A 24,057-nucleotide genomic window follows, 5' to 3' on the forward strand; every position below is an offset into this window, starting at 1 on the left:
CAATTAGGGATATTCTCATGGGTTCGCCTTAAAAGCCAAGATTCCTGCAAGCAAACTATTCTTTAGGCATAATTTTTAGCAGGTTTCCAGACCACATTCCGTAGATCAATCACTTCTTGGAGTGCGTTCTTCAGCTCATCCCCATCATTAACCCAAAACTCTCGCTTTACTTCCAGGACTTTCTGGGTCTCCTCAAAGTAAAAATACACCGGCTGACTACCCGGAAAACGCTTTAACAGTCCCAAGACCACTGGCATAAGCTCACTTTGCTCGTTTGTAAATCTTAGAAAAAGACGCTTTCCCACTGTCTTATACGTTTTACCGTTACCATTTGCATGAGGTTCTACGCTCAAATTTAATTTATTTCTACTTGGTGGTTGAGAGGACTGTGCTGGTCCTAAGTCTTCAAGCCTCGTGATTTTTTCGGCAAAGATTTTTTTTTCGTCATCTCGAATATTATACCTGCCTACTACGACCACTACTTGGTCATTGCGGAATAAGCCAGTTTGCGCATAGACCCGTGGAAAAACCAAAACCTCGATCCCTCCAGTTAAGTCTTCCAGTACGAAACTAGCCATCATCTCACCTTTTTTAGTCACATTCTGCCGAAATCCCGACACTAAACCTCCGAGAGCCACTTTCTTCTCCTCTTCACCTTCTAAGCACGTGAGAATATCCGATGACATATACGGCTGAATTTGTGGCAGAACCGAAGACAGCGGATGCCCGCTTAAATAGAGGCCTAGGTATTCTTTCTCCATATCGAGGATCTCGCGATCTAAGAAATCCGGAACTTGAGGTAAGCTTATCCCGTTATTTATATCTTCATCTAAATCGAACAGTGAAAACTGGCCTGAAAGCCGATCTTTTTGGCGACGTGAAGCCGTGTCTAACACTTGGTCCAAAACAGCCATCGCCTGAGCCCGTGAACAGAATGAGCTAAATGATCCAGAACGGACCAAACTTTCTAGAACGCGACGATTTAAAACTTTATGGTCAACGCGCATACAGAAATCATCGAGGGATTTAAAAAGCCCTTCTTTTCGTGCTTCTAAAATCTTCTCCACGACATTGACTCCCACATTGCGAATAGCACCCAATCCAAACCGAATCGCTTGCTCTTCTATGGAAAACCCAACTTGACTATACTGAACATCCGGAGGGAGCACTTGTATGCCGCTCACCCGAGCATCCTGAATATAGTAGGATACCTTATCCGACGATCCCATGACAGTGCTGATAAGCGCCGCCATGAACTCTAAGGGATAGTTTGCTTTTAAATAGGCCGTATGATAGGAAATCACAGCATAAGCAGTGGCATGTCCCTTATTAAAGCCATATTCGGCAAACTTGGCCATTAGATCGAAGATTTCTTCCGCATCTTTGAGAGTCAACCCGATCCGCAGGGCCCCTGCGATAATCCAACCTCCGTCTTCAGCTTGTAACCCATGAATAAAGTTCTGACGTTCCTCTGCCATGATTTCTTTTTTCTTTTTCCCCATGGCTCGACGGAGAAGATCCGCTCGACCCAGTGAATAACCGCCAAGATCACGGGCAATTTGCATGACTTGTTCCTGATAGACAATAACCCCGTAGGTTGATTTAAGAATGGGTTCTAACTTAGGGTGGAGATAAGTAATGTTACCACCTTGTTTGCGGCGGATAAATTCCGGGATCTGTTCCATCGGGCCAGGCCGATATAAAGCTACGACAGCAATAATATCTTCAAAACAAGAGGGCTTAAGGTCCTTAAGGATCGCCCGCATACCACCGCTTTCCAGCTGAAAGATGCCCGTGCTATTACCCGACGCCAAAAGCGTATATGTCTTCGTATCATCCAAGGGCAAGGTTTCCAGATCAAGCTTGATCCCTTTAGTTTCCTCGATCCGTCGCACAGCTTCTTGCAGTATTGTTAAGTTTCGCAAACCCAGAAAGTCCATTTTTAGAAGCCCAATCTCCTCAACAGCTTTCATTGGAAATTGAGTCATAACAAAGTCCTCTGAAGTTCTTTGCAAGGGAAGATAATTCATAAGAGGTTCCTTGGCAATGACAATCCCTGCGGCATGGGTGGAAGCGTGTCGAGTCATCCCTTCGAGAGATCTTGCTAAGGTGTAAAGTCGATTAATCTCTTCATCTTCTTCGACCATCCTGGCCAAATCAGGCGATACACTTAAGGCCTTCTCTAAAGTCATCCCTAAGTCCGAAGGAATTGCTTTGGCCACTTTATCGACCCGAAATAAAGGGATCCCCAAAACTCGCCCTCCATCTCGGATAGCCGCTTTAGCTCCCATGGTTCCAAAAGTGATGATTTGACATACTTTATCCACACCGTATTTTTCCATGACATAACGGATCACACGTTCTCGGCCGTCCGGGTCAAAATCTATGTCAATATCCGGCATTGAAATACGATCCGGATTTAAAAATCGTTCAAAGAGGAGGTCATGGCGGAGCGGTTCAACCGACGTAATCCCTAGCAAATAAGCAACCATACTCGCGGCGGCAGACCCTCGCCCCGGCCCGACAGCCACACCATTTTCTTTAGCAAAACGGCAAAAATCCGCTACAATCAAGAAATATCCTGAGAAACCCGTCTGAAAAATGACTTGTAGTTCATAATCTAAACGTTCTCGTTCTCGTTCAGTCATTTGGGGATAAAAACGAGGAAAAGCCTTGCGGCATTCTGTTTCAAGAAAACCATCAAGAGTAATCCCTGGTGGAACCTCAAAGTCTGGCAAATGGTTGTCTCCAAACTGAAAATCCACCTGACACCGTTTAGCGATTTCCGAAGTATTCGTCAATAATTCTGGGTGTTCACCGAATAGCAAGGCCATTTCCTGTTCGGATTTTAGAAAGAATTCCTGACTGGAAAAACGCATCCGGGAAGTATCCGCTAATGTTTTTCCCGTTTGGATACAAAGCAACGCGTCTTGAACAAAGGCATCTTCGTGCCTCACATAATGTACATCATTCGTAGCCACCATCGGAATCCCCGTGAGTTCATGTACCTTCCACATTCCTAAGATGACTTTACGCTGTTCCTCTAAACCATGATCCTGAAGTTCAAGAAAGAAATTCCCCTTGCCAAAAATACTCTCATAGTCTAGAGAACTTTGAACAGCCGTCTCCAATTGATCATGCACTAGGTAATCCGCTACTTCCCCAGCCAAACAAGCACTTAGGGCAATGATTCCCTTAGCATGCTCGCGAAGAATTTCTTTATCTACGCGAGGTTTATAGTAAAACCCTTCCGTATGGGCCATAGAAACCAGCCGAATCAGGTTGCGATACCCTTCTTCATTCTCAGCAAGTAAAACCAAGTGATAATTAGTATCGTCTTTCCCAGGCGTTCGATCCGACCGTTTATGAGGAGCGACATAAACTTCGCAGCCAATAATCGGTTTGATCCCTGCTTCGTGGCAGGCTTTGTAAAAGTCGATGACCCCATACATGACCCCGTGATCTGTAATGGCTAACGCCGACATATTTAACTCGACCGCACGCTTGACCAAGTTCTTGATCCGAGCTGCTCCGTCGAGTAAGCTAAATTCAGTATGATTATGTAAGTGAACAAACCCAACTTCTCCACTTAAGATTTCTTTATCTGCCATGTCCACTTCACATCCCTGTAAAAAGCATTCACCCTAATTCTATAAATGGGTTGTAACAAACTGGAAAAACAAGTTATGTTACAACCCTTTTGCACTAGTTTGTGTATTACGGTTTAGCCGACGAGCTTCTTATCCCCGATTCTAGCCGTCATCAGACCTTTGGCCACCACAGCATCCTTAACTGTGACTTCCACTTCTATATTGCAATGTCTCTTGGCTACTAACAATAGCTTAGCCGTGACCTTGATTTCCGTCCCTACCGCAATCGGTTGAAGTTGATAGAGCGTGAAGTTTTCTGTGATGGCATCCAGTCGATACTTCTTGCGCAACCCAATATAACCAGCCATATTCATCACTGTGACGATTACTCCGCAACTTGCCGAGCCATAGTCATTGACCATGGCATTGGTAATTTCCCCTTCAATCGTGAGATGCTCTGCATCATCCACGTACCGGAACCCACTTAATACCAAGTTATCCACCGTTTCACCAAACTGAGGCTGCTTTTGGACTTGCTGGTAGGCCTCAATGACGTCTTGTAAGCTTAAGATTCCAATAAGTTTACCCTGATCTGCAACGACCGCAATTTCCCAGCCTTCCCAAACCATAATTCGAGAAATATGGGTAACAGGATCGTCTCGCCCTACTAGAAAAGGGTTAGTACTCATAACGTCAACAATTCTTGTTTTAACGTCTGCCCCTGCCACATCTAAAGCAGATACGATTCCGGTCAACATCATGTCATTATCCACCACTGGGAACCGGCTATGATCCGTGGTTTGTGATAGTTTTCGCCAATCATCTACTGTGGCATCTACTGTCAAATAACTGACATCTTTCACCATGATGTCCTCAACTAAAATCAGTTCTTTTTGGATTAATCGATCATAAAGAGCACGATTAATCATCGTAGTGACTGAAAAGGTATCGTAGGGAGATTGAATAATGACTAATTGATTTTGTCGTGCTAAGGCGACTACTTCTTCGTCCGGTTCTAATCCCCCTGTGATTAAGAGTGAAGCATTATGTTTCAAGACATACATTTGGACATCTTGACGATTTCCAACAATGCATAGCGCTCCATCTTCAAGGAAACGATCCATGGAATCTATTTCCATCGCTGCAATAAGAAACTTATTTGGAGAGCGATCAAGATAATCAAAGCCGCAGATAACCACGCCTTCGGCTATCTGTGAAACTTCACGCAATGTCAAATCTTCAATTTGTCGCTCTTTGACCCCTTCAATTCGAATCGTACCCACTTTTGGAATCGAACGGACAAATCCCTTGGCCTCAGCCTCTTTAATAGCCCGATACGCTGTTCCTTCACTGACATCCAATTCTTTAGCAATAAAACGAACAGATACTTTACTGCCAATTGCCAGACGTTTAATAAAGGTTAAAATTTGTTGATGCTTTGTCAACTTAAAAAACTCTCCCTACTTATTACTATACAGTCTATAATTATATCACAAGATTCATTATTCAACTATGTTCTGTGTTATTACATGTCGAACATTAACTATCTTTTCGTCGTCTCTGAGTCATAAGACCTCCGATTCGTCCTGCCTCCTTAGCGCTCAAAGAATGCCAGCCATTACTGTGAATCTGATCAAGCAAACCCAATTCAGCCGCTATTTCCATTTTTAATGGTTCAAGAGGATCTATTCGCTTAACTCTCGGTTTCGTCTGTTTCACTTAGATCCTCCCCCTACTCATGATGTTGAAATCTTCCTCATAATGAGGACAATTCGGGCCCCGTTCTCCGATTAGGTGTTCCAAACGACAGCGACCATCAACTCCATAAAGACAACGAAGCGAGCACATTTTTCTTGTCATCAAAGTCATCTCCTAAACTTTTAAATAATCATTCACTCCTCGTTTTAAGTTTGACCATTTCTGGATAAAAATATCCCGCTTGATCTCAAGCGGGATGGTCAAAATATTTATTATTTAGACTTCAAAGGCCTCTCCAGGTCTGAGCGCCTTTCCCTGGCTCTCTGGAACCCTGCGCTGCAGGAGATGCAAAAACTCTCCTACATCTTGAGCAATGACAGGGAACGTATCATAATGCATCGGAATAACCACTTTAGGACGTAACAATTGCGAAGCATGGACTGCTTCCTCCACCCCCATCACATAATTATCCCCGATCGGAAGCATAGCAACTTCAATCGGATAGCGGCGACCGATCAGTTCCATATCCCCGAATAATCCAGTATCTCCTGCATGATATAGCCATTTTCCTTCCATCTGGAGTAAAAATCCACAGGGTGGACCACCATAGATCATCGTCTTTCCGTCTGAACTCTCTATCCCGGATCCATGTAAGGCTTGGGTAAGCTTAACCCATCCAAAGGGAAACTGGTGCTTACCTCCTATGTGCATAGCATGCGTCTTAGCGCCTTGATTCTGACAGTACATAGCCAATTCATAAACTGCAATAATGGAGGCTTCTGTCTGCTTAGACAAATATATGGCATCCCCTAAATGGTCATTATGTCCATGAGTAACCAAGATAGCATCAAGCTGAAGAAAGTCGCCTGGTTTAGCCGTTGCCCTTGGGTTACCCGTTAAAAAGGGATCAATAAGGATTCTTCCTGCTTCCCCTACTATTTCAAAGCAGGCATGTCCATGGAAGTGGATACGCATTCTTAAGAACCTCCTATCACTTTTAACGTTTTACATACATTTGAAGTACCTCCCAGAAACGAGGATAACTTAGGTTCATTTCCCACAGTGCGACACCACGAATACCCTTTTGTTCTGCAAGCTCTAATTTTTCTCTGAGGCTTCGAGGGTCTTCGAAATAGACTGTATGTCGAACTCCCCCTGTCTCATAACGGAAAAAAGTACTATGTTGTGTTGCATCCCATTGTAGGGGTGCACCCTGTCGCTGTGCAAGCTCAATAGCGCGTTGATAGCTAATCGCTTTTCCGGTCCCTCCCTCTGGCCAATCATATCCGTAAAGGGGAATACCCATAAAGATTTTATCTCGGGCAATATTGGCTATGGCGTAATTTAAAACCTGCGTAACCCAGGACAAGGAAGCAACCGATCCGGGAGGGCTTCCTCCCCAATGCTCTTCGTAAGTCATGAGAATCACTTCATCAAAGGACTGGCCAATTGACTTATACTCAAATGACCCCCTCCAGACGTTCAGCGGATCACTTTCAGTCTTCGCCGGAACATCAATCGAAACTATGAAATTTGCTCTTTGAAATAACCTTGACCACGTTTGAATCAGCTGGCTAAAAAGTCGACGGTCTGCAGGGGCTGTTTTTTCTAAATCAAGATTAACCCCATCCAATTGATAATCAACCAAGACATCTCTTATGTTCCGCCAAACAAGGGTAGCAAATTCTTGGTCTCGCACCAGACGACTCATTAAAGTGGTCGAAAACTGACCTTGCTTAGTAAGATTGCTAACCACTAAGGAGACTCTAATTCCCATTGCATGGGCTTCATTAATAAGTCTCCGACTTGGACGCCCACGAAGAGTCCCATCGTTCTCGATTGCTACCTCAAAAAGTGCTAATTCTTTAATGATATTCCCATAGCGTTTAAGATAAGGATAACCCTTAGCTTGTTCGGTTAAGCCATTATAAAAGGCAAATACATTTAATGGCATACTTATACCCCCTTTCTGACCATCATATGCATGGTTAGAAAAAGAAGTGTAAGTGGATGGATGAGTTTTTACTTAGAATGCCGTCGGCTAAACACTGTAAGCCTTGCGGCTCGGCGCATAAGAATCATGATTAACAAGGCAAATACTACGCAAAGTACCACTAAAGCCCAAATCCATTGTCCCTTGGCTCCTAACACCGCTGCCAAGCCGAAACAAGCACTGATCCCATACATTAATACCACAGCCTGGCGGTGAGTAAACCCTGCATCCAGTAAACGATGGTGCAAGTGCCCTCGATCAGCCTTCGCAATGGATTGCCCTCGCAATTTTCGCCGAATAATGGCAAAGGTCAAATCTGTAACCGGCATGCCTAAGACAAGAAGTGGAAATACTAATCCTAAAATCGTAGCCGTTTTGAGTAGCCCCATGATGGAAATTCCGCCGATGATATACCCGAGGAACATACTCCCTGAATCTCCCATAAAAACTCGTGCGGGGGGGAAATTAAAGAACAGAAAACCAAGCAGGGCACCCGCTAACGCAAGCATAAGATTGGCTGCGGATAATTCATGAATCCGATTAGCAGACCAAAACAAAAGCAAAGTCACTATAAAACATATTCCAGCGGCAAGCCCATCTAGACCATCCGAGACATTAACAGTGTTTACCAGCCCTACCACCCAAAAGATCATTAAAATAAGGCCGATGGCACTTAGCCCATAATCTTTAAAAACGATGGGATCGATAAAGGGTAGCGAGATACTATTCATGGAAAACCCAAAGGGGAGAAGCACCCCCACAGCCGCGATTTGCCAATAAAGCTTATGCAAAGGGCGGATTTCACGGATATCATCCCAAATACCCACTACCAAAATGATGGTGCTACCTATGAACAACCCCCAAATTAGTTTATCCCATACCTGTGTCACTATGGCCGCGATCCAAAACGCAGCATAGATTGCCAATCCACCAAGCCGGGGAATCGGTCGACTGTGGACGTGTCGTCCACCTGGATGAGCTATTGCGCCCCACCTTTTCGCCAGTATGATGGTAATCGGAGTTGCAAACACGGCAATTACTAAGCCCATAAGAAAGGTCAACCCATATGTCATGATTGTTTTTCAACCGCCTTTACTAGACAATCCCCAGGGAAAGAATTCTCATTTGCCTTTGCACGATCTATAATTGCTACTTTAGAATTTGTCACTATTATGCTTCCCCTTTCGTACGTAAAAAGACTTCTAGTTTCCTTACCCGATTAACAGCAGGTCGATCCTTGATTCTAGACGAGATCTGGGAAATCCCATTGACGCAATACTTCATACACAATAACCGCAACTGAATTTGATAAATTTAGAGAACGGGCGTCTGCGCGCATTGGCAGGCGAATGGCTGTTTCTGGGTAACGCGCAAGAATTTCAGGATCCAACCCTTTGGTTTCCTTGCCAAAAAGCAAGTATCCTCCATCATCATATAAGAGTTCGGTATAGGATTTTCCACCTTTTGTCGTAGCTAAGTAGCGAGTACCCACAGGATTCTTTTCCTCAAACTCGGCAAAATTTTCGTAAATAACGATATCTAGAAGGTGCCAGTAGTCTAATCCAGCACGTTTTAGTTGCTTGTCATCAATGCTAAAACCTAATGGTTTTACTAAATGTAGTGTAGCTCCAGTCGCAGCGCAAAGTCGAGCGACGTTCCCCGTATTGGGTGGGATTTCTGGCTCAACTAAGACAATATTAAGTCGCTTGTTCAAAAATCTGGTACCCCTTTCACTGACAGCCTGTACAATTTCCGTGACACCCTTGCGAACAACGTCCGCCCCCAAATCCTCCCGGAACTCCTAAACTTGCAAATCCAGAGATGTGTTTCATGAGCCCCGTGTTCCCACACTCGCTACAAGTCAGGCACTCACCGTTTTCTCCCATTCTACACAATTCAGTGGTCACAACCCCACAGCTCGGGCACCCGAATTCATACATTGGCATAGCATAATTCCTCCCAGTGTCTTCTTAGAATTAAGCGAAGTCTCAACGACTATCCAAACTATTATAACCTAAAATTCTGACAAACCCAAACTAATAATATGGAAACTTGTCACTTATCTTTACAAATACCTACTCTTTCCCACCATTTCCTTGCCGAGTAGACATCCACGTCTATAGCACTTCCACTAATCCCAAGATTATGCCTACTACTATAATAGCCTTCCTAAGGCAGCAACTCTTGCTCCTATGTCGAGACTTAAATTGAATAAGTATTTATCACAAAACATCTACGCCGAAGTGGAACACAGAGTCCTCAGTAAAGTTTCCAATGACCTAACCACAGTGCACGGAGGGGTAAGCGAAGTCCCCCTTAGTTTATATCATAACCTTAATTCATTTATTAGAGCCCTTTGCATCCTGCAATCTTGGAGAACATCTTACAATAGATCAGATTGGGGAGAAAGATTAGTTTGTTTTAGCAGATATTCTGTATACTTTACCGAAACCTCTAGATGTTCCTAGTCATTTTTGATAAAGTTAATAACATCTTCAAAGGAGGAATTAGCATGGGCCAAAATCTGACACAAAAAATACTTTCATCCCACTTGGTATCCGGAGACTTGCAAAAAGGAAATGAGATCGCGCTCCGTATTGATCAAACCCTAACCCAAGACGCCACAGGAACGATGGCCTACTTACAATTTGAGGCCATGAACCTTTCTAGAGTACAAACCGAGTGCTCGGTGAGTTATATAGATCATAATACTCTCCAGACAGGGTTTGAAAATGCAGATGACCACGCGTTTCTGCAAAGTACTGCCGCCCGCTTTGGTGCGTATTTTTCTCGACCTGGAAACGGAATTTGTCACCAAGTCCATCTAGAACGCTTCGCCAAACCTGGCAAAACTCTGCTAGGCTCGGATAGCCATACCCCTACTGCCGGTGGTATGGGGATGCTCGCTATGGGTGCCGGGGGTTTAGATGTTGCCGTAGCCATGGGTGGCGGAGCTTTTTACCTTCCCAAACCTAAGGTGCTTCGGGTCTGGCTGACTGGTCAACTTTCGGATTGGGTCTCAGCCAAAGATATCATCTTGGAAATTCTCCGTACCCTCACCGTAAAAGGAGGCGTAGGGAAAATTATTGAGTACGCTGGACCGGGTGTGAAAACCCTGACAGTTCCCGAACGCTCTACTATCACAAATATGGGCGCTGAATTAGGGGCGTCTTCTTCAATCTTTCCCAGTGACGAACAAACTCTTAAATTTTTAGAAGCCCAAGGAAGAGCGGAGGACTATGTGCCTCTCTTTGCCGATGACGATGCCTCCTATGATGAAGAACTGGCAATTGATCTTTCCTTACTGGTTCCACTAATCGCACAACCGCATAGCCCAGACAACGTGGTCCCAGTCAGCGAACACTCAGCTACACCTGTTAATCAAGTCGCCATTGGAAGTTGTACGAACTCATCCTATCAAGATCTGATGCGCGTCAGTCAAATCTTAAAAGGAAAACACGTTCATCCGGACGTAAGCTTAGTCATTTCCCCTGGATCACGTCAAGTCTTAAGCATGCTCTCCAGTAATGGTGCTTTGACGGATCTTCTCGATAGTGGCGCACGACTGCTTGAATCAACCTGTGGTCCGTGCATTGGCATGGGACAGTCTCCCATCTCTAAAGCGGTCTCCGTCCGAACCTTTAACCGAAATTTCGAGGGTCGAAGTGGCACTCAAGATGCTTCCGTCTTTTTGGCAAGCCCGGAAGTGGCAGCAGCTTGTGCTTTGACGGGCTTCATAACCGATCCTCGCACCTTGGAAATCTCACCCCTTGTGGAGTTTCCAGAGCGGTTTCGAATTGATGACAGTATGATTTTACCCCCTGGTGATCCAAATACCCCAATTCGACGCGGCCCGAATATTCAACCTCTACCTCTAGCCCCTGCCTTAGACGATGTTCTTGACTTGCCCGTTATTTTAAAGCTTGGCAACAACATTACGACGGATGATATCATGCCCGCCGGTTCTAAAATCCTACCCCTCCGCTCCAATATCCCAGCCATCTCTGAATTCACCTTTCATAAGATCGATAAACAGTTTGCAGCAAAAGCAAAAGCCTTCAAGCAAAGTGTCATTGTCGGAGGCCACAATTATGGTCAAGGCTCTAGCCGTGAACATGCCGCTCTTGCTCCTATGTCCTTAGGACTGCGTGTCGTCTTAGTCCAAAGTTTTGCCCGTATCCACCGTGCAAACCTGATTAATTTTGGCATTCTACCCCTTACCTTCGTCCAAGAAAAAGATTTGGATCGTATTCAGCCCGGGACGATTTTACACCTATCAGGCCTTCATCAGGCCATTTACTCGTCTGAACCTTTTGCCGTTACCATAGATAATGACCCAGTCCCTGTCTTAGTTAAACATGATCTCACCGAACGACAAGCTACAATCCTTCTGGCCGGGGGACTTCTTAATTCAACGAGCGCTTCTGTCTAATACTGACTATAGAAAACTTTCTTCAGGTGAAGTTTTTTACTCCATCTGAAGTATAGTTCTTCAAATTTTTACAGATTTTCCGGAACCATTGATAATACCCACTGAAATCCACAGAAAAACGTGTTATGATAATTTACATGTTAATAACAATTAAAGAGGGGGATCAGATGCTCACTGACCAAGATCGCAGACTGCTGAAACTCATCGCGCAAGATTGTCGTTTAAAACCTGAGGAGCTTTCCATCCAAACGGGATTGTCGCCTGACTACGTCAGAAGTAGAATCAGTGAATGGGAAAAGGATAAAGTAATCGTTGGCTATCAACCAATGATTAACTGGGCTCGCACTGGCGAGGAGAAGGTTACCGCTTTGATTGAAGTTAGAGTATTACCCCAGCGGGGTTACGGTTTTGACAAAATTGCTAAACGGTTACAAAAATACCCAGAGATAACCTCTTTGTTTCTAATGTCCGGTGGATTTGACCTAGCTTTGCTCGTTGAAGGCAAAACAATGCAAGATGTCGCCCTGTTTGTTGCTGAAAAGCTAGCTCCTCATGAGCACGTTCAAAGTACAGCAACCCATTTTTTACTTCGCCGCTATAAGCAAGACGGTGTCGAGCTTATGGGAGAGGAAGAGACAATTCAACGTCTCGTGGTCTCGCCATGAAAAAGTATCTTGCCTCCCATGTCGCTACTCTTCCCCCTTCGGGGATCCGGAAGTTTTTTGATCTCGTAGCAACCATGAAAGACGTAATTTCGCTAGGGGTGGGAGAACCCGACTTTGTAACCCCTTGGACCATACGGGAAAGTGGCATCTTTTCCTTAGAACAGGGTCAGACAATGTATACAAGTAATGCTGGCCTCTTTGAATTGCGTGAGGAACTTTCCCACCATTTATCGAGAACTTTGGGCCTTTCCTATGCTCCACTTGATGAAATTCTCATCACCACTGGAGCCAGCGAGGCTGTTGACCTAGTGATGAGAGCTGTCCTCGATGCTGGAGATGTCGTCTTAGTTCCTGATCCATCCTATGTATCCTATGCCCCTTGCGCAATATTGGCTGGGGCCAGTGTTCGCTTCGTACCAACCCTTGCTAAAGACGATTTTCGTTTAAGGGTGGAAGAATTAGACAAAGTATATACCCCCAAAGCGAAGCTTCTCGTTCTATCCTTCCCGAATAACCCGACTGGCGCAATCATGACTCGGGAGGACCTTCTCCCAATCGCAGAGTTTGTAGAAAAGCATAATCTTCTCGTCCTTGCGGATGATATTTATTCTGATCTTACTTATGACGGAACCCATGTCTCATTTGCCAGCTTACCCGGTATGCGCGACCGCACACTCTTTGTCAGCGGATTCTCAAAATCTTATGCCATGACGGGCTGGAGAATCGGCTATGTCGCAGGGAACGCCCATCTCATAGGTGGCATGACAAAGATTCATCAATACACAATGCTCTGTGCCCCGATCATGGGCCAAATCTCTGCCTTAGAGGCCTTGCGTTCCGCCACTGATGCTAAAAACGACATGGTCACTGAATACGATCGGAGACGCCGCCTGATGGTTCACGGCTTCCGGCAAATGGGGCTTGACTGTTTCGAACCCTTAGGAGCCTTTTACGTCTTCCCCGATATTTCCAAGACCAGATTATCCTCTGAGGAGTTTGCCGAACAACTCCTCAAAAGCGAAAAGGTCGCGGTAGTTCCTGGGACGGCATTTGGACCGTCCGGAGAAGGACATATTCGGTGTTCCTATGCCTATTCCACTGAACAACTTCTGGAGGCCCTTAAACGAATTACGCGTTTTGTCGAGCAAAGATTAGCAAATCTATAAAGAAACTATCACGAACCCTACAACTAAAATGAACGAATAAGCGAACAGGCACCTTGGTTAATCGACCGCTGTGCCTGTTCGCTTTATTTCTTCTCGAACCATGTTCATATAAGTATAAATACAACTACATCCATTATATAATGAGAGAATCAATATCTTATTGGCTAAGGAGAGATCGTCTTGAAAACAATCATTGTCTTCTCCACTTCTCACGGGACAACAGAAAAAGCTGCTCAATTACTCCAGGAGCAACTCAAGGGTGAGGTTGAATTAGTCAACCTCAAGAAGTGCTCAAACCCCAATTTAGCCAGCTACAAGTCCATCATCCTAGGAAGTTCTATTTATGCAGGTTCTGTTAAATCGAGAGTCAAACAATTCCTCAAGCAAAATCAAAGCCTTCTTATGACCAAGCAACTAGGTTTATTTCTCTGCTGTATGTATGAAGGAGAAAAATCTAAGAAACAATTTGAAACTGCTTATCCAAAGGAAATCAGAGATCATGCTATCGCGAAGGGACTATTTGGTGGGGAATTCATTGTCTCAAACATGAACTTTTTTGAACGTCAAATCGTGAAAAAGGTTGCTGGTGTAACCAGTGATGTGTCTAATCTTAAGGTTGACGAAATCAAACGATTTGCCGAAATATTTAACACATCACCAGTGAACCCTAAATTATAAATGGTTATCATAAGGAATAATGATAGGGGGCAAAGATCTATCCTTTTCGCGTTTAGCTAACCACGATTCAAAACGGTCATCTTGAACATTCCGCATGGCTAAAAAGGCGTTTCTCTGCAGGACGCCCTTACCACGCCATCCCGCCGCTGTTGCTCTAAAGCGTTGTTGAAACACTCCTTTAGTTAGATTAAGGGTTTCCAGTAAATCAACACCACGCCGGAGTGAGGTTGGGAACACCTGCTCCTCCATCATTCTTTTTTGGTTGTGCGGACAAACTTCCTGACAAACATCGCAGCCGAATATTTGCGTTCCCAGCTGTCCGCGTTCCTCTGCCGTAAGCACCTCCTTGCTCTGGGTAAGGTAAGAGATGCAACGTTTAGCGGCAAAAGGTTCTTGTCCAATGATCTGCGCGGGACAGGCATGAAGACATTTTTGACAGGCTCCGCATTGACCTGCTTTAAGCGCAGCATCTGGAGGAAACGTTTGGTCCAAAAGAAGAATGGCCAGCGTCACAAAAGAACCATAATTGGGAATAATCAACTGTTGATTTCGGCCAATCCAGCCAATCCCTGCTCGTACCGCAAACCCACGCTCAATCAAAGGTCCGGTATCCACTTGGAAATCGAAGTTTCCTTGCCAGTTGTTACTAATCATCGTACCCACTAAAGCCTTAATCTTCTGATCAAGGACGTGATGATAGTCCCCTCCTACTGCTGAGCGTGCCAATACACCCTCTCCTTTTTGGGGTGGAAGCGAAGAAGGGAGCGGATAGGCTAGGACAACAACCGTCTGGCAAAGTCGCCAAACTGCTCGAGGATCAAGCCGCCGCTGGATTTCCGTATCTTCAAAAGGTGTCGCCAGCCCTTGATCAATCCGAGCTTGCACCATAGGGGCTAAATCATCAATCATGTCTGCTTTGGTAAACCCAATTGAGACAAACCCTAATTGAGATGCCCATTTTTTTATATTATTCTTCCACTGCAGTTGCTTATCCAATTTTGCCCTTTCCTCCTCGGATAAATCAAGGCTTCATATCAACTTGAGCTTGCCCGATACTTTACAACCTGAGAGTATGAAAAATAGCCCCCCACAATCTTTGCGAGGGGTATATAATGTTTCGGCAGTATTTGACTATTTGGATGCCCTAAAAAAGGCATAAGTCATTGGATCTCCTTCTTGAAGGATCTCCCCTGCAGTCACGTCCCCTAAAAATAACGTGTGAGTTCCTGCATCCAATTGCCCCGTAACAGTTGCTTCCATAGTCACAAGCACATCGGCTAGTAATAAGACTCCCGATTCTCCACGGTGCACAGCCAAACCCTCAAACTTATTGACATCCCGACCCGATCGATATCCAAATCCTCGCGCATAGTCCTGACCTGTTTGGCTTAATACAGAAACACCAAACTTACCGCTCTTCTGGATAAGCTCATGGGTATAGTTTTGTTTATTGATCCCAATTGCGATTTTAGCAGGTTCTGACGTAATTTGAAAACAAGTGTTTGCACATTGACCATTATCCTTGCCCTCAGCTTGAGCGGTAATTATAAAAAGGCCGTAGGAAATCCGGTAGAGTGCTTGACGAATTGCAGTTGCTTTGTCTGGCTGCACCAGAACAGGCTTAGTGGCCGGTTTAATTTCTGATGATTTTAGTGCTTCCTCTTCAGTAACAAGCTCAAAGAAACTCGCATCAACACCACAGACTGGACAAATATCCGGCGGATTATCGCCAGTATGTATATACCCACATACGGTACAACGCCAACGTTTTTCCATTAGCTTCAGCCCCCTTTATCGAAATCATTATAATTTTAATTTTATAATTTCTTTAAGTCAAGATTTATTTTTCACTAATTAGTACTTAATTCCCTAATTATAGTTACAAAAAAACTACTGCTTAACTATTATGCCAAAAAAGTCTGTATTCTTTTTCAAGAAATTGTAAATCTGTCAGACTAAGATTTGTATCCATCATAATCTTCCAACGGACCTGTTCTTTGAAGCGGCCAAACCGTTCCCCTTCCAGCCCTTTCCCATGGACAAATTCTTCAAAAAACCCCCAATTCAGGGAGTTGGCGCGTTCTATTAAGACTGTACACGAATTTCTGATTTCGCCCTGAATCCGGCCCAACTGTTCTTGATGTTTTCCGGCGTCCTGCTTCCCACCCAGAAAATCTGCTCTCCATAAATTAAGCAGATTCTCGACTCTTTGGGTCTTAAAATTTTGCCCATCCCAACCGATCTCCCAGGCAAAGCGGAGAGCCTTTTTTTTAATGACCTTGGCATCTGGAACGTCTTCCTTTAAATTAGTCATAAAGGCCAGTGTGCCCGACATATGATGCCCGACTAAAAAATGAAGTTCTTGTTCTCCACGACTTCCTCCGGGAAGAACCATCGACCAACGAAAGCGTGGTAAGATTTGGTTGACCAAACGGGCACTTTCCTTTTCATGTTGAAGAAAATGGCGCTTCCCTTCTGGAACCCATTCAAAGGTTTTTTTGAGTTTGTATTGCATTGGTTTTATCCGTTTTATGACAATGGTATCAGGGTAGTTATCTAACCTTCCCCCATGGACTTCTACCATTTTATTCTTCCAGTGCTCTAGGTTTTTCCCTATCAATTTAAAATCATCAACAGAATAACCTTGGTTTGTCTGCTTAAGGGTTCCCCAAACAAAACACTCTCGACTGGCTGTTTCCCATTTTCCCAGATCATGAAATAAAGCCGCTAAGCGCAGTAAGACGACGGAAGGCGTATTTTTTACAACCTGGCGAGTATGTTCCCAAGCATCCTTGGTATGGTAGCGATTTTGCACCAATCCTTTGAGTCGTGCTAGTTCCGGAATATACGTTTGAAAGTACCCTAAGTCATCGAGAAGCCCTAAGGCCTTATCAATCTCATCCAAAATAAGGATTCTCCCCAATTCCTCGGTGACTCGCTCCACCGCGACATTTTCGAGTTGTGGGATATGATCTAGCGCTGCCCGCCAAGTCTCCGGCTCAATCTCCAAGTTGTTCCGGACTGCTAGGCGAACGAGACGTAGTATTCTAAGCGGATCATCACTAAAACGGTCCGCTGCAGTCCCGCAGGCCTTAAGCCGTCGACTTTTTAAATCTTCGAGGCCATTTAAAGGATCTTTAATCTCTCCCGTCCTTACATCTTGGTAAACTGCATTTAAGGTAAAATCCCTCCGGAGGGCATCTAATTCTATTTCTCCATCAAACGACACGATGTCCACTCGTTCTGTCCCTTGGAACAAACTGACCGTCTCCTGTTTAGCACCCATTAGATGAGGGTTATACCCCCAATTAGACACTAAATTATGAATCTCTTGAAGGGAAAGTGCCATAACTGCATCCACATCTTTGGAGGGAATTCCCCATTGTGCATCACGAACTGCTCCACCAACCATGTAGACGGGGCTAAACTCACTGAGCTTAATTAAGATTTCCTGTTGAAAGGATGTGCCTGTCATGAAATCCCTCCATTCCATTACTGTTAGCTATCAAGCATACAACTTGAGAACCTCGTAAGCTTCATCAAGGATATTTTCTCCATCGGCACCCTTTTCTACTCGCTCTTATTTAAGCCCTCTTGCTTTTAACAAAGTACCGAAATTTTCGGCCCAGTTTTAACCTTCCATGCACTTTCTGGTCCGCATTCTCCGTCAAGATCTGATTTAATGACCCGATCTGTGTAAACTGTCAACTCAGTGGTTTGAAATTCCATAATTTTTTCGGACTCTACTTTTTCTTTACGCAAAACGTTGAGGAGAAGACGGATTGTTTCAGGCCAGCCAGATGCTAGAACAATTAATATGTCCAGCTTGCCGTCGGTCAGAGAAGCTCTTGGTACTAATTGCCGAAGTCCCCCGACCGAGTGGCCATTTACTGCCAAGAACAAGACAACCTCTTCCGAATGTTGTTGCCCGTCCTTCTCAAACTCAACATGGAATGGACGAAACAAAGGAAGTGTTTCAATTCCTTTGAGAAAATACGCTAGTTGTCCAAGAGTATTCTTAACGCGGGTATCTACTTTTTGAGAAACATCCGTCAATAGCCCCGCACTTGCCACGTTCACAAAATATCGGTCATTAACCTGACCAGTATCCATGCGAAAAATATTTCCTTTGGCAATAACTTTACATGCTTCAGGTATACTTTTAGGTAACCGCAATGCGAAGGCTAAATCATTTGCCGTCCCCACGGGCAAAATACCCAGCACAGGACGTTGATCCTCTGGAATCTGCAGCAACCCGTTGACCGCCTGATGAATACTCCCATCTCCTCCAGCAATTACGAAACGGTCTACATCATTACTTTGAGACGCGACTTGTTCCATATCCTCAGGAGAACATGCTCTATGTACACAAACCTCGTAGCCGCTTTCTTGAAAAATGCGGATCACTGTATCGAGTTGTCTGGTTAATTTTCGCCGACCTGCGTAAGGGTTATAGACCAAACGTAATCGTTTACCCTTCATGACGGTTGATATCAACTCCTTATCTAGAATTATATTCAATCTTCATCCCTCAGGATTTTAGGTTCTCAGGGTTCAAACTCTCAAGTTCTGGTAAGACAAAGCGTCCGTCTTTGCGAACTAAAATCTCATCGAAGTAAATTTCTCCACCACCATAATCCGGTCTTTGAATACATACTAAATCCCAGTGTATGGCAGATTTGTTTCCATTGTTACAATCATCATAACAGGAGCCAGGGGTAAAATGAAAGCTCCCATCAATCTTTTCATCAAATAAGGTATCTTTCATCGGAGTACTTATGTATGGATTCACTCCGATAGCAAACTCACCAACGTAACGCGCACCTTCATCTGTATCAAACAAGGACTCTATCCGTTTAGTATCGTTCGCAGTCGCTTTAACGATTTTTCCGCTTTCGAATTCCAAGACAATATTTTCATAAGTAAATCCTTGGTAAACAGACGGTGTATTATAACTGATTCGACCATTAACCGAATCTTTGAGTGGTGCCGTAAAAATCTCCCCATCTGGAATATTTACATGTCCATCACACTTAATGGCTGACATTCCTTTAATCGAGAAGGTCAAATCAGTTCCTGGTCCGACGATGCGTACCTGATCGGTTTTCTCCAAAAGGTCTTTTAACGGATCCATAGCACGAGACATCTTGGAATAATCCAAGTTACACACGTCAAAATAGAAATTTTCAAATCCTTCGATACTCATGTTTCCTAACTGAGCCATTGAAGCGTTAGGGTATCTTAAAATACACCAACGGGTATGCCCCACACGTTGCTCCGAATGCACAGGTTTTTGGTAATGGGAAGCATATATCTTCATTGCCTCGCTAGGGATATCAGCCCATTCGTTCGCATTTTCTCCACCCCGAATTCCTAGATAGGCCTGCATCTCTTTCATGCGGGCAAGATCCCAGCGAGTCATAGCCTCAGCCTGCTCAACCGTAAATTCTTTTAATAGTTCACGGAGTAAGGTATGATTAACCATAGACAGAAATGGTACACCACCCGCTTGATAGGCATATCTGACAAGCGCTTGAGCGAGTGGAATATCTGGTCCAAACACCTCAATCAGGATTTTCTCGCCAGGTTGAAGGGCAATCGAGTAATTGATTAAAGAATCGGCTAGTTTTTCGATACGAGCATCTTTCATGGTAGGCCTCCTAATATTTCAGTCTAACAAAGCTGTTTACTATGGAGATATTCTCCATATTTCTTGAATTTCCTTTTATTATCACATTTATCTTAGAAAAGTATGTTACTCAAGCCGGCTTTAGTCCAGAATTTTTTAAGCAGAGCATCAATAGGAGGTAGCATGAACAGACAACCTTCACTATGGGAATATCGTCTACGAGCAGAGGACTCCGGTCAAAAATACCTTAGTATCTTGCGCCATAAATTCCATTTTTCGCTTAAATTATTACAACGTTTAAAGCAAGGGGAACGCGTTTGGGTCGATGGACGTTTCACCTATTTAACTGCACGAGGGAAAGAAGGAGAAACATTAGCCATCCAACTCTTTTCTGACGAGGAAGCCAGCATTCCTGGCGAGGATCTTCCCCTCGAAGTTCTCTTCGAAGACGAATACCTTTTAGCCGTCAATAAGCCGGTCGGACAAGTAGTTCATCCCAACCATCGTTATCCGACGAACACCTTAGGAAATGCAGTCATCGGCTATTGGGAGCGTAAAGGAGAACATCGCCTCTATCGGCCAATTCACCGGATTGATCGCAACACCTCTGGCGTAGTTGTTATTGCTAAAAATCAATTCGCTCATCAACAACTTGGTTGGCAACTAGAACGCGGGCATATCCATAAACGTTACATCGGCTTTGTTCAGGGAGTCGTCTTAGCATCGAACGGAACGATTGACGCTCCCCTCGGATTTGCCCCTGAAAGTTTTATCAAGCGCCAAACCGGATCCCAGGGTATGCCCGCTCGAACACATTTCCGTGTCCTCCATCGCTATCCGAAGGTCACTTTGCTTGAATTTGTTTTAGAAACTGGACGTACCCATCAGATTCGTGCCCACTGTGAGGGGTTTGGACATCCCTTGCTGGGGGATGATCTTTATGGCGGAGAACAGACTTTGATTACTCGCCAAGCACTACACTCCTTAGTGTATGCCTTCCTACATCCTGCGACTGGGCTTCCCATCTTAATTCGGGCTCCCTTTCCTAAAGATCTGAGGGACTTAGTAAAAACCTTAAAAGGCCTCTAAGAAATCATATTGACTTTTTCTGAAGAAGGTCCCTAATCTCCGTAAGTAGCTGCACTTCCTTACTAGGGACGGGTGGAGTGAGTGGTTCTTTAGGCTCTTTCCTATTAAACTTATTCATTGCTTTGACTAATAAGAAAATGGCACCTGCAATAATCAAAAAGTCAAACGCCGTCTGAATAAAGTTTCCTATATTTAAGGTGACAGCCTCCTTAATCACCTTTCCTGAACCATCTACTACAGCATCTTTAAGCCCTAGCTTAAGATCGGTAAATTTAATTCCCCCTACAATAAGACCAATCGGGGGCATAATGATATCTGCTACAAGTGATGATACAATTTTTCCGAAAGCGCTTCCGATAATGATACCTACAGCCAGGTCCATCACATTACCTTTAGTAGCAAACTCCTTAAATTCCTTAATAAAACTCATAATACCACTCCTTTTTGAACCTACTAGATACTTTCTCCTCAACTTTTAGAAATTCATTTTCCACGTTTAGAGACACCCACATAAGTGGGTGTTTATAGTTTGCTTCGGCTTCGGTGAGAGTTGACATCTACGGGAGAAAGTGTTCCTTTGGTCTCTTAAGTTCGATGTTTTTTCTTAGTACGCATCAAAAGGATAGCCACGGTTACGCCTGTTAACACTAACCCGAATGCGACGGCAATCCCTTGAGCCAGACCTGTTGCAGGAAGATAAAACGTTTGCAGACCTGCAGCAGTAATATATCCTCCACCTAGTAAAAGGGAACGGATACCAGGGATAAAATCGACTTGATACATAATATGTCCAGCGAGGACAATAGGAGTTAGGCCAAAAACTAGCTTGACACGCAAGGAAGCCGCTTTTGTTTTAAAGGGTTTAGCGATCAGCCAAGCAAGAATTCCTCCAGCGATTCCTGAACCCCAAAATAATAGACTAAACCATACAGTCCAATGTGTGGGCCATATCCTTTGGATGAGTTCAAAGTAGTTAAGAGGAATTAATATTGCTAACATTACCCCGATAAAGAAAACATATCCCTGGTTTACTCGGACTAAATGCCATACCTCTCGGCCTGCCAGCCTTAAATTAACTTGCACGGAACCATTCGGACAATTTCGCACACAGTTAAAACATAATTTGCAGTCTAGATTATTGTCTAAGAAGGGAAGATGTTGAGACATTGGACAACCAGGAACACTTCCCTTGCCAACATAGCACTCAAAGGTAGTGCACTTATTCAAGCAAACTGTGGCATCCGCACGAACCTCCAACATAGAACCAATAGAAGCCGTCCCGATAAAGCCTCCCAAAGGACACAAGTGCCGACACCAAGTATGGCGTGGAAAGAGGATCGAAATAAGAATCGCAGTAACCTGGATTGAAATTAACAAAAGGGCAGTATAACTAGGATTATAACGCATCCCGGTAATTACTTCGATCCAGAAGATAAAGAGAAACAAAAAACTGACCAGAAAAAAATCATATTTAATTAAAAACTCTGGCATAGGTCGACTCTTGTGAAACCTTTTTTGCACGAAATCCATAATCGCAGAAAACGGGCAGACAGTGCACCACAGTCTGCCTAGGAAAGGGGAAATAATAGCGAGTGCTGGCCACCATAACCCCCAAACTAAGGCGAATATTTTAGTACTTACCGCAATTTCTGGAGAAACGAGCAATAATATGATGAGTGCGCTAAACCCTACAACCGTAGCACGTCGTAACCACATAATTAGCATTCCACTTTTAAGCAGTTTCTCAAGTTTGGGCCAAGCTAAAAGGTTGAGGGTTTTGCCGTTTTGTTTAGAGGTTGGGCCAATAAAAACCTGCTCTAACCCTATTACATCCTGGTCCGCAATATAAAAAGCTCTCTCGATGACTTGAATTAATTCTGATACATTTCCTTGATTGTAATGATGAGAAAGTAACAGTTTGATAGCTTCTTGATTTATTGTAGGGACATTTCTCTGGTTCTTCTGGGCCAACTTCTCCAGAAACCCTTGTGCCAAGATAGGAATATCTCGTTTACGCATACGTAAGGGCGTGATTTCATAAGTATGGGCAAAGCATTCCCGAAGTTCGGGAATAATAATTCGTCCCATATCGTCAGGTTCCGTATTTAAACATCCGATGACGAAGCATTTATTTTTCTGTAGATTGAGGGCTTGGGCCAGCTTAAGCTGGGTATGAGCAGATATCAGGTTTATTTCGCGTATAAACAGAGTTCCACCCTCAGCAATATCGAAAAGATTGGAGTCATGAAAGGCTGTGGAGTCCTCTTGACTGTCAGGCTCCGTTATTAAGTCCCTCCACTGCTGGTCAAAACGTCGTCCGTCCACAACAACAAAAGGGGCATCTGTCCCTGATTGGCGTTGATGGACGTACCACGCCATCATCTGGCGACCGGTACCCCGTTCTCCAGTTAATAGCAAATGTCCCTTGGGGTGAGCGAGTTCTTCTAGCTTCCGTTCAACCTCTCCTGTCGTACGAGCCCCTCCCCAAAGTCCATAAAACTTGTCTTTATATTGGGTAAGCTGCAAAGTAGACCGTAGAATGTCCTTATATTTGGCTTCAGATAAGATCAGGTTTGCTTCATTCAGGTCCTCTGTTAATCGTCCGATAAACGTTTGGTATAGTTTCGGCCAGCGCAGAAGCATGCGCGCAAAACTCTCTGCCCCCAGCGCCAAAACTTGACATTCCTCCTGGCAAAGAATTGTAATTTCCGAAGCCTTACCATTAAGCAAAGAGAATGCCCCAAAGGTATCCCCTGGGCCCAATGTTCTGACACGCCACAAACGCTGTCCTTCTTTTTTCACCATTACGTCTGTCTTTCCCTTGATCAGAATATAAAAGGAATGTTTTTCCTGTCCCTGCGTGATAATTTCGGAGCCCAAATCATAGTTCTCCCATTGAAATTCACTCGCAAGCTCCGCTAATTCAGGTGATGATAAATTAGAAAATAACTCTATATTTGATAGATTATAAACTTTATCGTCACGCATAGCGTCCTCCATCAAGTTAAAATAGTAAAACATTGAAATACTTTCTTGTTCTAAAACTATAACTTATCTGGACACTTCTGCCAACACAAACTTCCTTCCATTTTTATACAGATTTTTCCTGTTTACCGC

20 protein-coding genes are annotated in these 24,057 nt (G+C 44.1%); 5 read left to right on the forward strand and 15 right to left on the reverse strand.

Going from position 1 to position 24,057, the window contains the following annotated elements:
- Positions 1–62: 62 nt before the first annotated feature.
- The 8 genes from JL57_RS29725 to JL57_RS35945 all read right to left on the reverse strand — a co-directional run bounded on the left by JL57_RS29725 (position 63) and on the right by JL57_RS35945 (position 9,227).
- On the reverse strand, positions 63–3,611 hold the full coding sequence (locus JL57_RS29725) for a DNA polymerase III subunit alpha (protein WP_034145491.1): 3,549 nt from the start codon (positions 3,609–3,611) through the stop codon (positions 63–65).
- A gap of 113 nt (positions 3,612–3,724) precedes the next feature.
- On the reverse strand, positions 3,725–5,035 hold the full coding sequence (locus JL57_RS29730) for a DRTGG domain-containing protein (protein ID WP_034145492.1): 1,311 nt from the start codon (positions 5,033–5,035) through the stop codon (positions 3,725–3,727).
- Positions 5,036–5,129: 94 nt separating this feature from the next.
- Entirely contained in the window at positions 5,130–5,309 is a 180-nt protein-coding gene (locus JL57_RS29735; RefSeq protein ID WP_034145493.1) for a small, acid-soluble spore protein, alpha/beta type, read from the reverse strand.
- A 255-nt stretch (positions 5,310–5,564) separates the two neighbouring features.
- A complete protein-coding gene (locus tag JL57_RS29740; RefSeq protein WP_034145494.1) occupies positions 5,565–6,263 on the reverse strand; it encodes a metal-dependent hydrolase in 699 nt (232 codons plus the stop codon).
- A 22-nt stretch (positions 6,264–6,285) separates the two neighbouring features.
- On the reverse strand, positions 6,286–7,242 hold the full coding sequence (locus tag JL57_RS29745; RefSeq protein WP_034145495.1) for a glycosyl hydrolase family 18 protein: 957 nt from the start codon (positions 7,240–7,242) through the stop codon (positions 6,286–6,288).
- Positions 7,243–7,310: 68 nt separating this feature from the next.
- The gene (locus JL57_RS29750; RefSeq protein ID WP_034145496.1) at positions 7,311–8,354 is read right to left on the reverse strand and encodes a glycosyltransferase family 4 protein; all 1,044 of its coding nucleotides are present in this window, start codon (positions 8,352–8,354) and stop codon (positions 7,311–7,313) included.
- 170 nt (positions 8,355–8,524) lie between these two features.
- On the reverse strand, positions 8,525–8,995 hold the full coding sequence (locus JL57_RS29755; protein ID WP_034145525.1) for a tRNA (cytidine(34)-2'-O)-methyltransferase: 471 nt from the start codon (positions 8,993–8,995) through the stop codon (positions 8,525–8,527).
- A gap of 16 nt (positions 8,996–9,011) precedes the next feature.
- Positions 9,012–9,227, reverse strand: coding sequence for an FmdB family zinc ribbon protein (locus tag JL57_RS35945; protein WP_291300761.1), 216 nt, complete (start codon positions 9,225–9,227; stop codon positions 9,012–9,014).
- A gap of 566 nt (positions 9,228–9,793) precedes the next feature.
- Between JL57_RS35945 and JL57_RS29760 the strand changes: the two genes are divergently transcribed.
- The 4 genes from JL57_RS29760 to JL57_RS29775 all read left to right on the forward strand — a co-directional run bounded on the left by JL57_RS29760 (position 9,794) and on the right by JL57_RS29775 (position 14,222).
- Positions 9,794–11,713: an aconitate hydratase gene (locus JL57_RS29760; RefSeq protein WP_034145497.1), complete on the forward strand. Its 1,920-nt coding sequence runs from the start codon at positions 9,794–9,796 to the stop codon at positions 11,711–11,713.
- A gap of 167 nt (positions 11,714–11,880) precedes the next feature.
- A complete protein-coding gene (locus JL57_RS29765) occupies positions 11,881–12,378 on the forward strand; it encodes an Lrp/AsnC family transcriptional regulator (protein WP_034145498.1) in 498 nt (165 codons plus the stop codon).
- Positions 12,375–13,544 (forward strand): aminotransferase class I/II-fold pyridoxal phosphate-dependent enzyme, encoded by a 1,170-nt coding sequence (locus JL57_RS29770; RefSeq protein ID WP_034145499.1) that lies wholly within the window; start codon positions 12,375–12,377, stop codon positions 13,542–13,544. Before JL57_RS29765 ends, JL57_RS29770 begins: the two co-directional genes overlap by 4 nt.
- 180 nt (positions 13,545–13,724) lie before the next feature.
- Complete coding sequence (locus JL57_RS29775) at positions 13,725–14,222, forward strand: flavodoxin domain-containing protein (protein WP_034145500.1); 498 nt, start codon at positions 13,725–13,727, stop codon at positions 14,220–14,222.
- Here JL57_RS29775 and queG read toward each other — a convergent pair.
- The 5 genes from queG to JL57_RS29800 all read right to left on the reverse strand — a co-directional run bounded on the left by queG (position 14,217) and on the right by JL57_RS29800 (position 19,872).
- A complete protein-coding gene (gene queG, locus JL57_RS29780; RefSeq protein WP_034145501.1) occupies positions 14,217–15,218 on the reverse strand; it encodes a tRNA epoxyqueuosine(34) reductase QueG in 1,002 nt (333 codons plus the stop codon). The genes JL57_RS29775 and queG overlap by 6 nt on opposite strands.
- Positions 15,219–15,353: 135 nt before the next feature.
- Positions 15,354–15,998 carry a flavin reductase family protein gene (locus tag JL57_RS29785; RefSeq protein ID WP_034145502.1) on the reverse strand — a complete coding sequence of 215 codons (645 nt, stop codon included), beginning with the start codon at positions 15,996–15,998 and terminating at the stop codon, positions 15,354–15,356.
- Positions 15,999–16,119: 121 nt separating this feature from the next.
- Positions 16,120–17,697, reverse strand: a complete 1,578-nt coding sequence (locus JL57_RS29790) for a CCA tRNA nucleotidyltransferase (protein ID WP_034145503.1) — start codon at positions 17,695–17,697, stop codon at positions 16,120–16,122.
- 125 nt (positions 17,698–17,822) lie between these two features.
- A complete protein-coding gene (locus JL57_RS29795; RefSeq protein ID WP_034145504.1) occupies positions 17,823–18,704 on the reverse strand; it encodes a diacylglycerol kinase family protein in 882 nt (293 codons plus the stop codon).
- A 49-nt stretch (positions 18,705–18,753) separates the two neighbouring features.
- On the reverse strand, positions 18,754–19,872 hold the full coding sequence (locus JL57_RS29800) for an aminopeptidase (protein ID WP_034145505.1): 1,119 nt from the start codon (positions 19,870–19,872) through the stop codon (positions 18,754–18,756).
- A gap of 162 nt (positions 19,873–20,034) precedes the next feature.
- Between JL57_RS29800 and JL57_RS29805 the strand changes: the two genes are divergently transcribed.
- Complete coding sequence (locus JL57_RS29805) at positions 20,035–20,940, forward strand: RluA family pseudouridine synthase (RefSeq protein ID WP_034145506.1); 906 nt, start codon at positions 20,035–20,037, stop codon at positions 20,938–20,940.
- Between the two features lie 4 nt (positions 20,941–20,944).
- Here the strand turns inward: JL57_RS29805 and mscL are convergent, their stop codons facing one another.
- A complete protein-coding gene (gene mscL / locus JL57_RS29810) occupies positions 20,945–21,370 on the reverse strand; it encodes a large-conductance mechanosensitive channel protein MscL (protein ID WP_034145507.1) in 426 nt (141 codons plus the stop codon).
- A 155-nt stretch (positions 21,371–21,525) separates the two neighbouring features.
- Positions 21,526–23,928 (reverse strand): cyclic nucleotide-binding domain-containing protein, encoded by a 2,403-nt coding sequence (locus JL57_RS29815; RefSeq protein ID WP_034145508.1) that lies wholly within the window; start codon positions 23,926–23,928, stop codon positions 21,526–21,528.
- Between the last annotated feature and the right edge of the window lie 129 nt (positions 23,929–24,057).

This window comes from Desulfosporosinus sp. BICA1-9, assembly GCF_000802135.1.

Bases quoted from the DNA above. Each gene is read 5' to 3' on its own strand.
- JL57_RS29745 (WP_034145495.1), bottom strand. From the start codon at position 7,242: ATGCCATTAAATGTATTTGCCTTTTATAATGGCTTAACCGAACAAGCT.
- JL57_RS35945 (WP_291300761.1), bottom strand. From the start codon at position 9,227: ATGCCAATGTATGAATTCGGGTGCCCGAGCTGTGGGGTTGTGACCACT.
- JL57_RS29815 (WP_034145508.1), bottom strand. From the start codon at position 23,928: ATGCGTGACGATAAAGTTTATAATCTATCAAATATAGAGTTATTTTCT.
- JL57_RS29790 (WP_034145503.1), bottom strand. From the start codon at position 17,697: ATGACAGGCACATCCTTTCAACAGGAAATCTTAATTAAGCTCAGTGAG.
- JL57_RS29805 (WP_034145506.1), top strand. From the start codon at position 20,035: ATGAACAGACAACCTTCACTATGGGAATATCGTCTACGAGCAGAGGAC.
- JL57_RS29750 (WP_034145496.1), bottom strand. From the start codon at position 8,354: ATGACATATGGGTTGACCTTTCTTATGGGCTTAGTAATTGCCGTGTTT.
- mscL (WP_034145507.1), bottom strand. From the start codon at position 21,370: ATGAGTTTTATTAAGGAATTTAAGGAGTTTGCTACTAAAGGTAATGTG.
- JL57_RS29765 (WP_034145498.1), top strand. From the start codon at position 11,881: ATGCTCACTGACCAAGATCGCAGACTGCTGAAACTCATCGCGCAAGAT.
- JL57_RS29725 (WP_034145491.1), bottom strand. From the start codon at position 3,611: ATGGCAGATAAAGAAATCTTAAGTGGAGAAGTTGGGTTTGTTCACTTA.
- JL57_RS29740 (WP_034145494.1), bottom strand. From the start codon at position 6,263: ATGCGTATCCACTTCCATGGACATGCCTGCTTTGAAATAGTAGGGGAA.
- JL57_RS29785 (WP_034145502.1), bottom strand. From the start codon at position 15,998: ATGGAAAAACGTTGGCGTTGTACCGTATGTGGGTATATACATACTGGC.
- JL57_RS29795 (WP_034145504.1), bottom strand. From the start codon at position 18,704: ATGAAGGGTAAACGATTACGTTTGGTCTATAACCCTTACGCAGGTCGG.
- JL57_RS29800 (WP_034145505.1), bottom strand. From the start codon at position 19,872: ATGAAAGATGCTCGTATCGAAAAACTAGCCGATTCTTTAATCAATTAC.
- JL57_RS29770 (WP_034145499.1), top strand. From the start codon at position 12,375: ATGAAAAAGTATCTTGCCTCCCATGTCGCTACTCTTCCCCCTTCGGGG.
- JL57_RS29760 (WP_034145497.1), top strand. From the start codon at position 9,794: ATGGGCCAAAATCTGACACAAAAAATACTTTCATCCCACTTGGTATCC.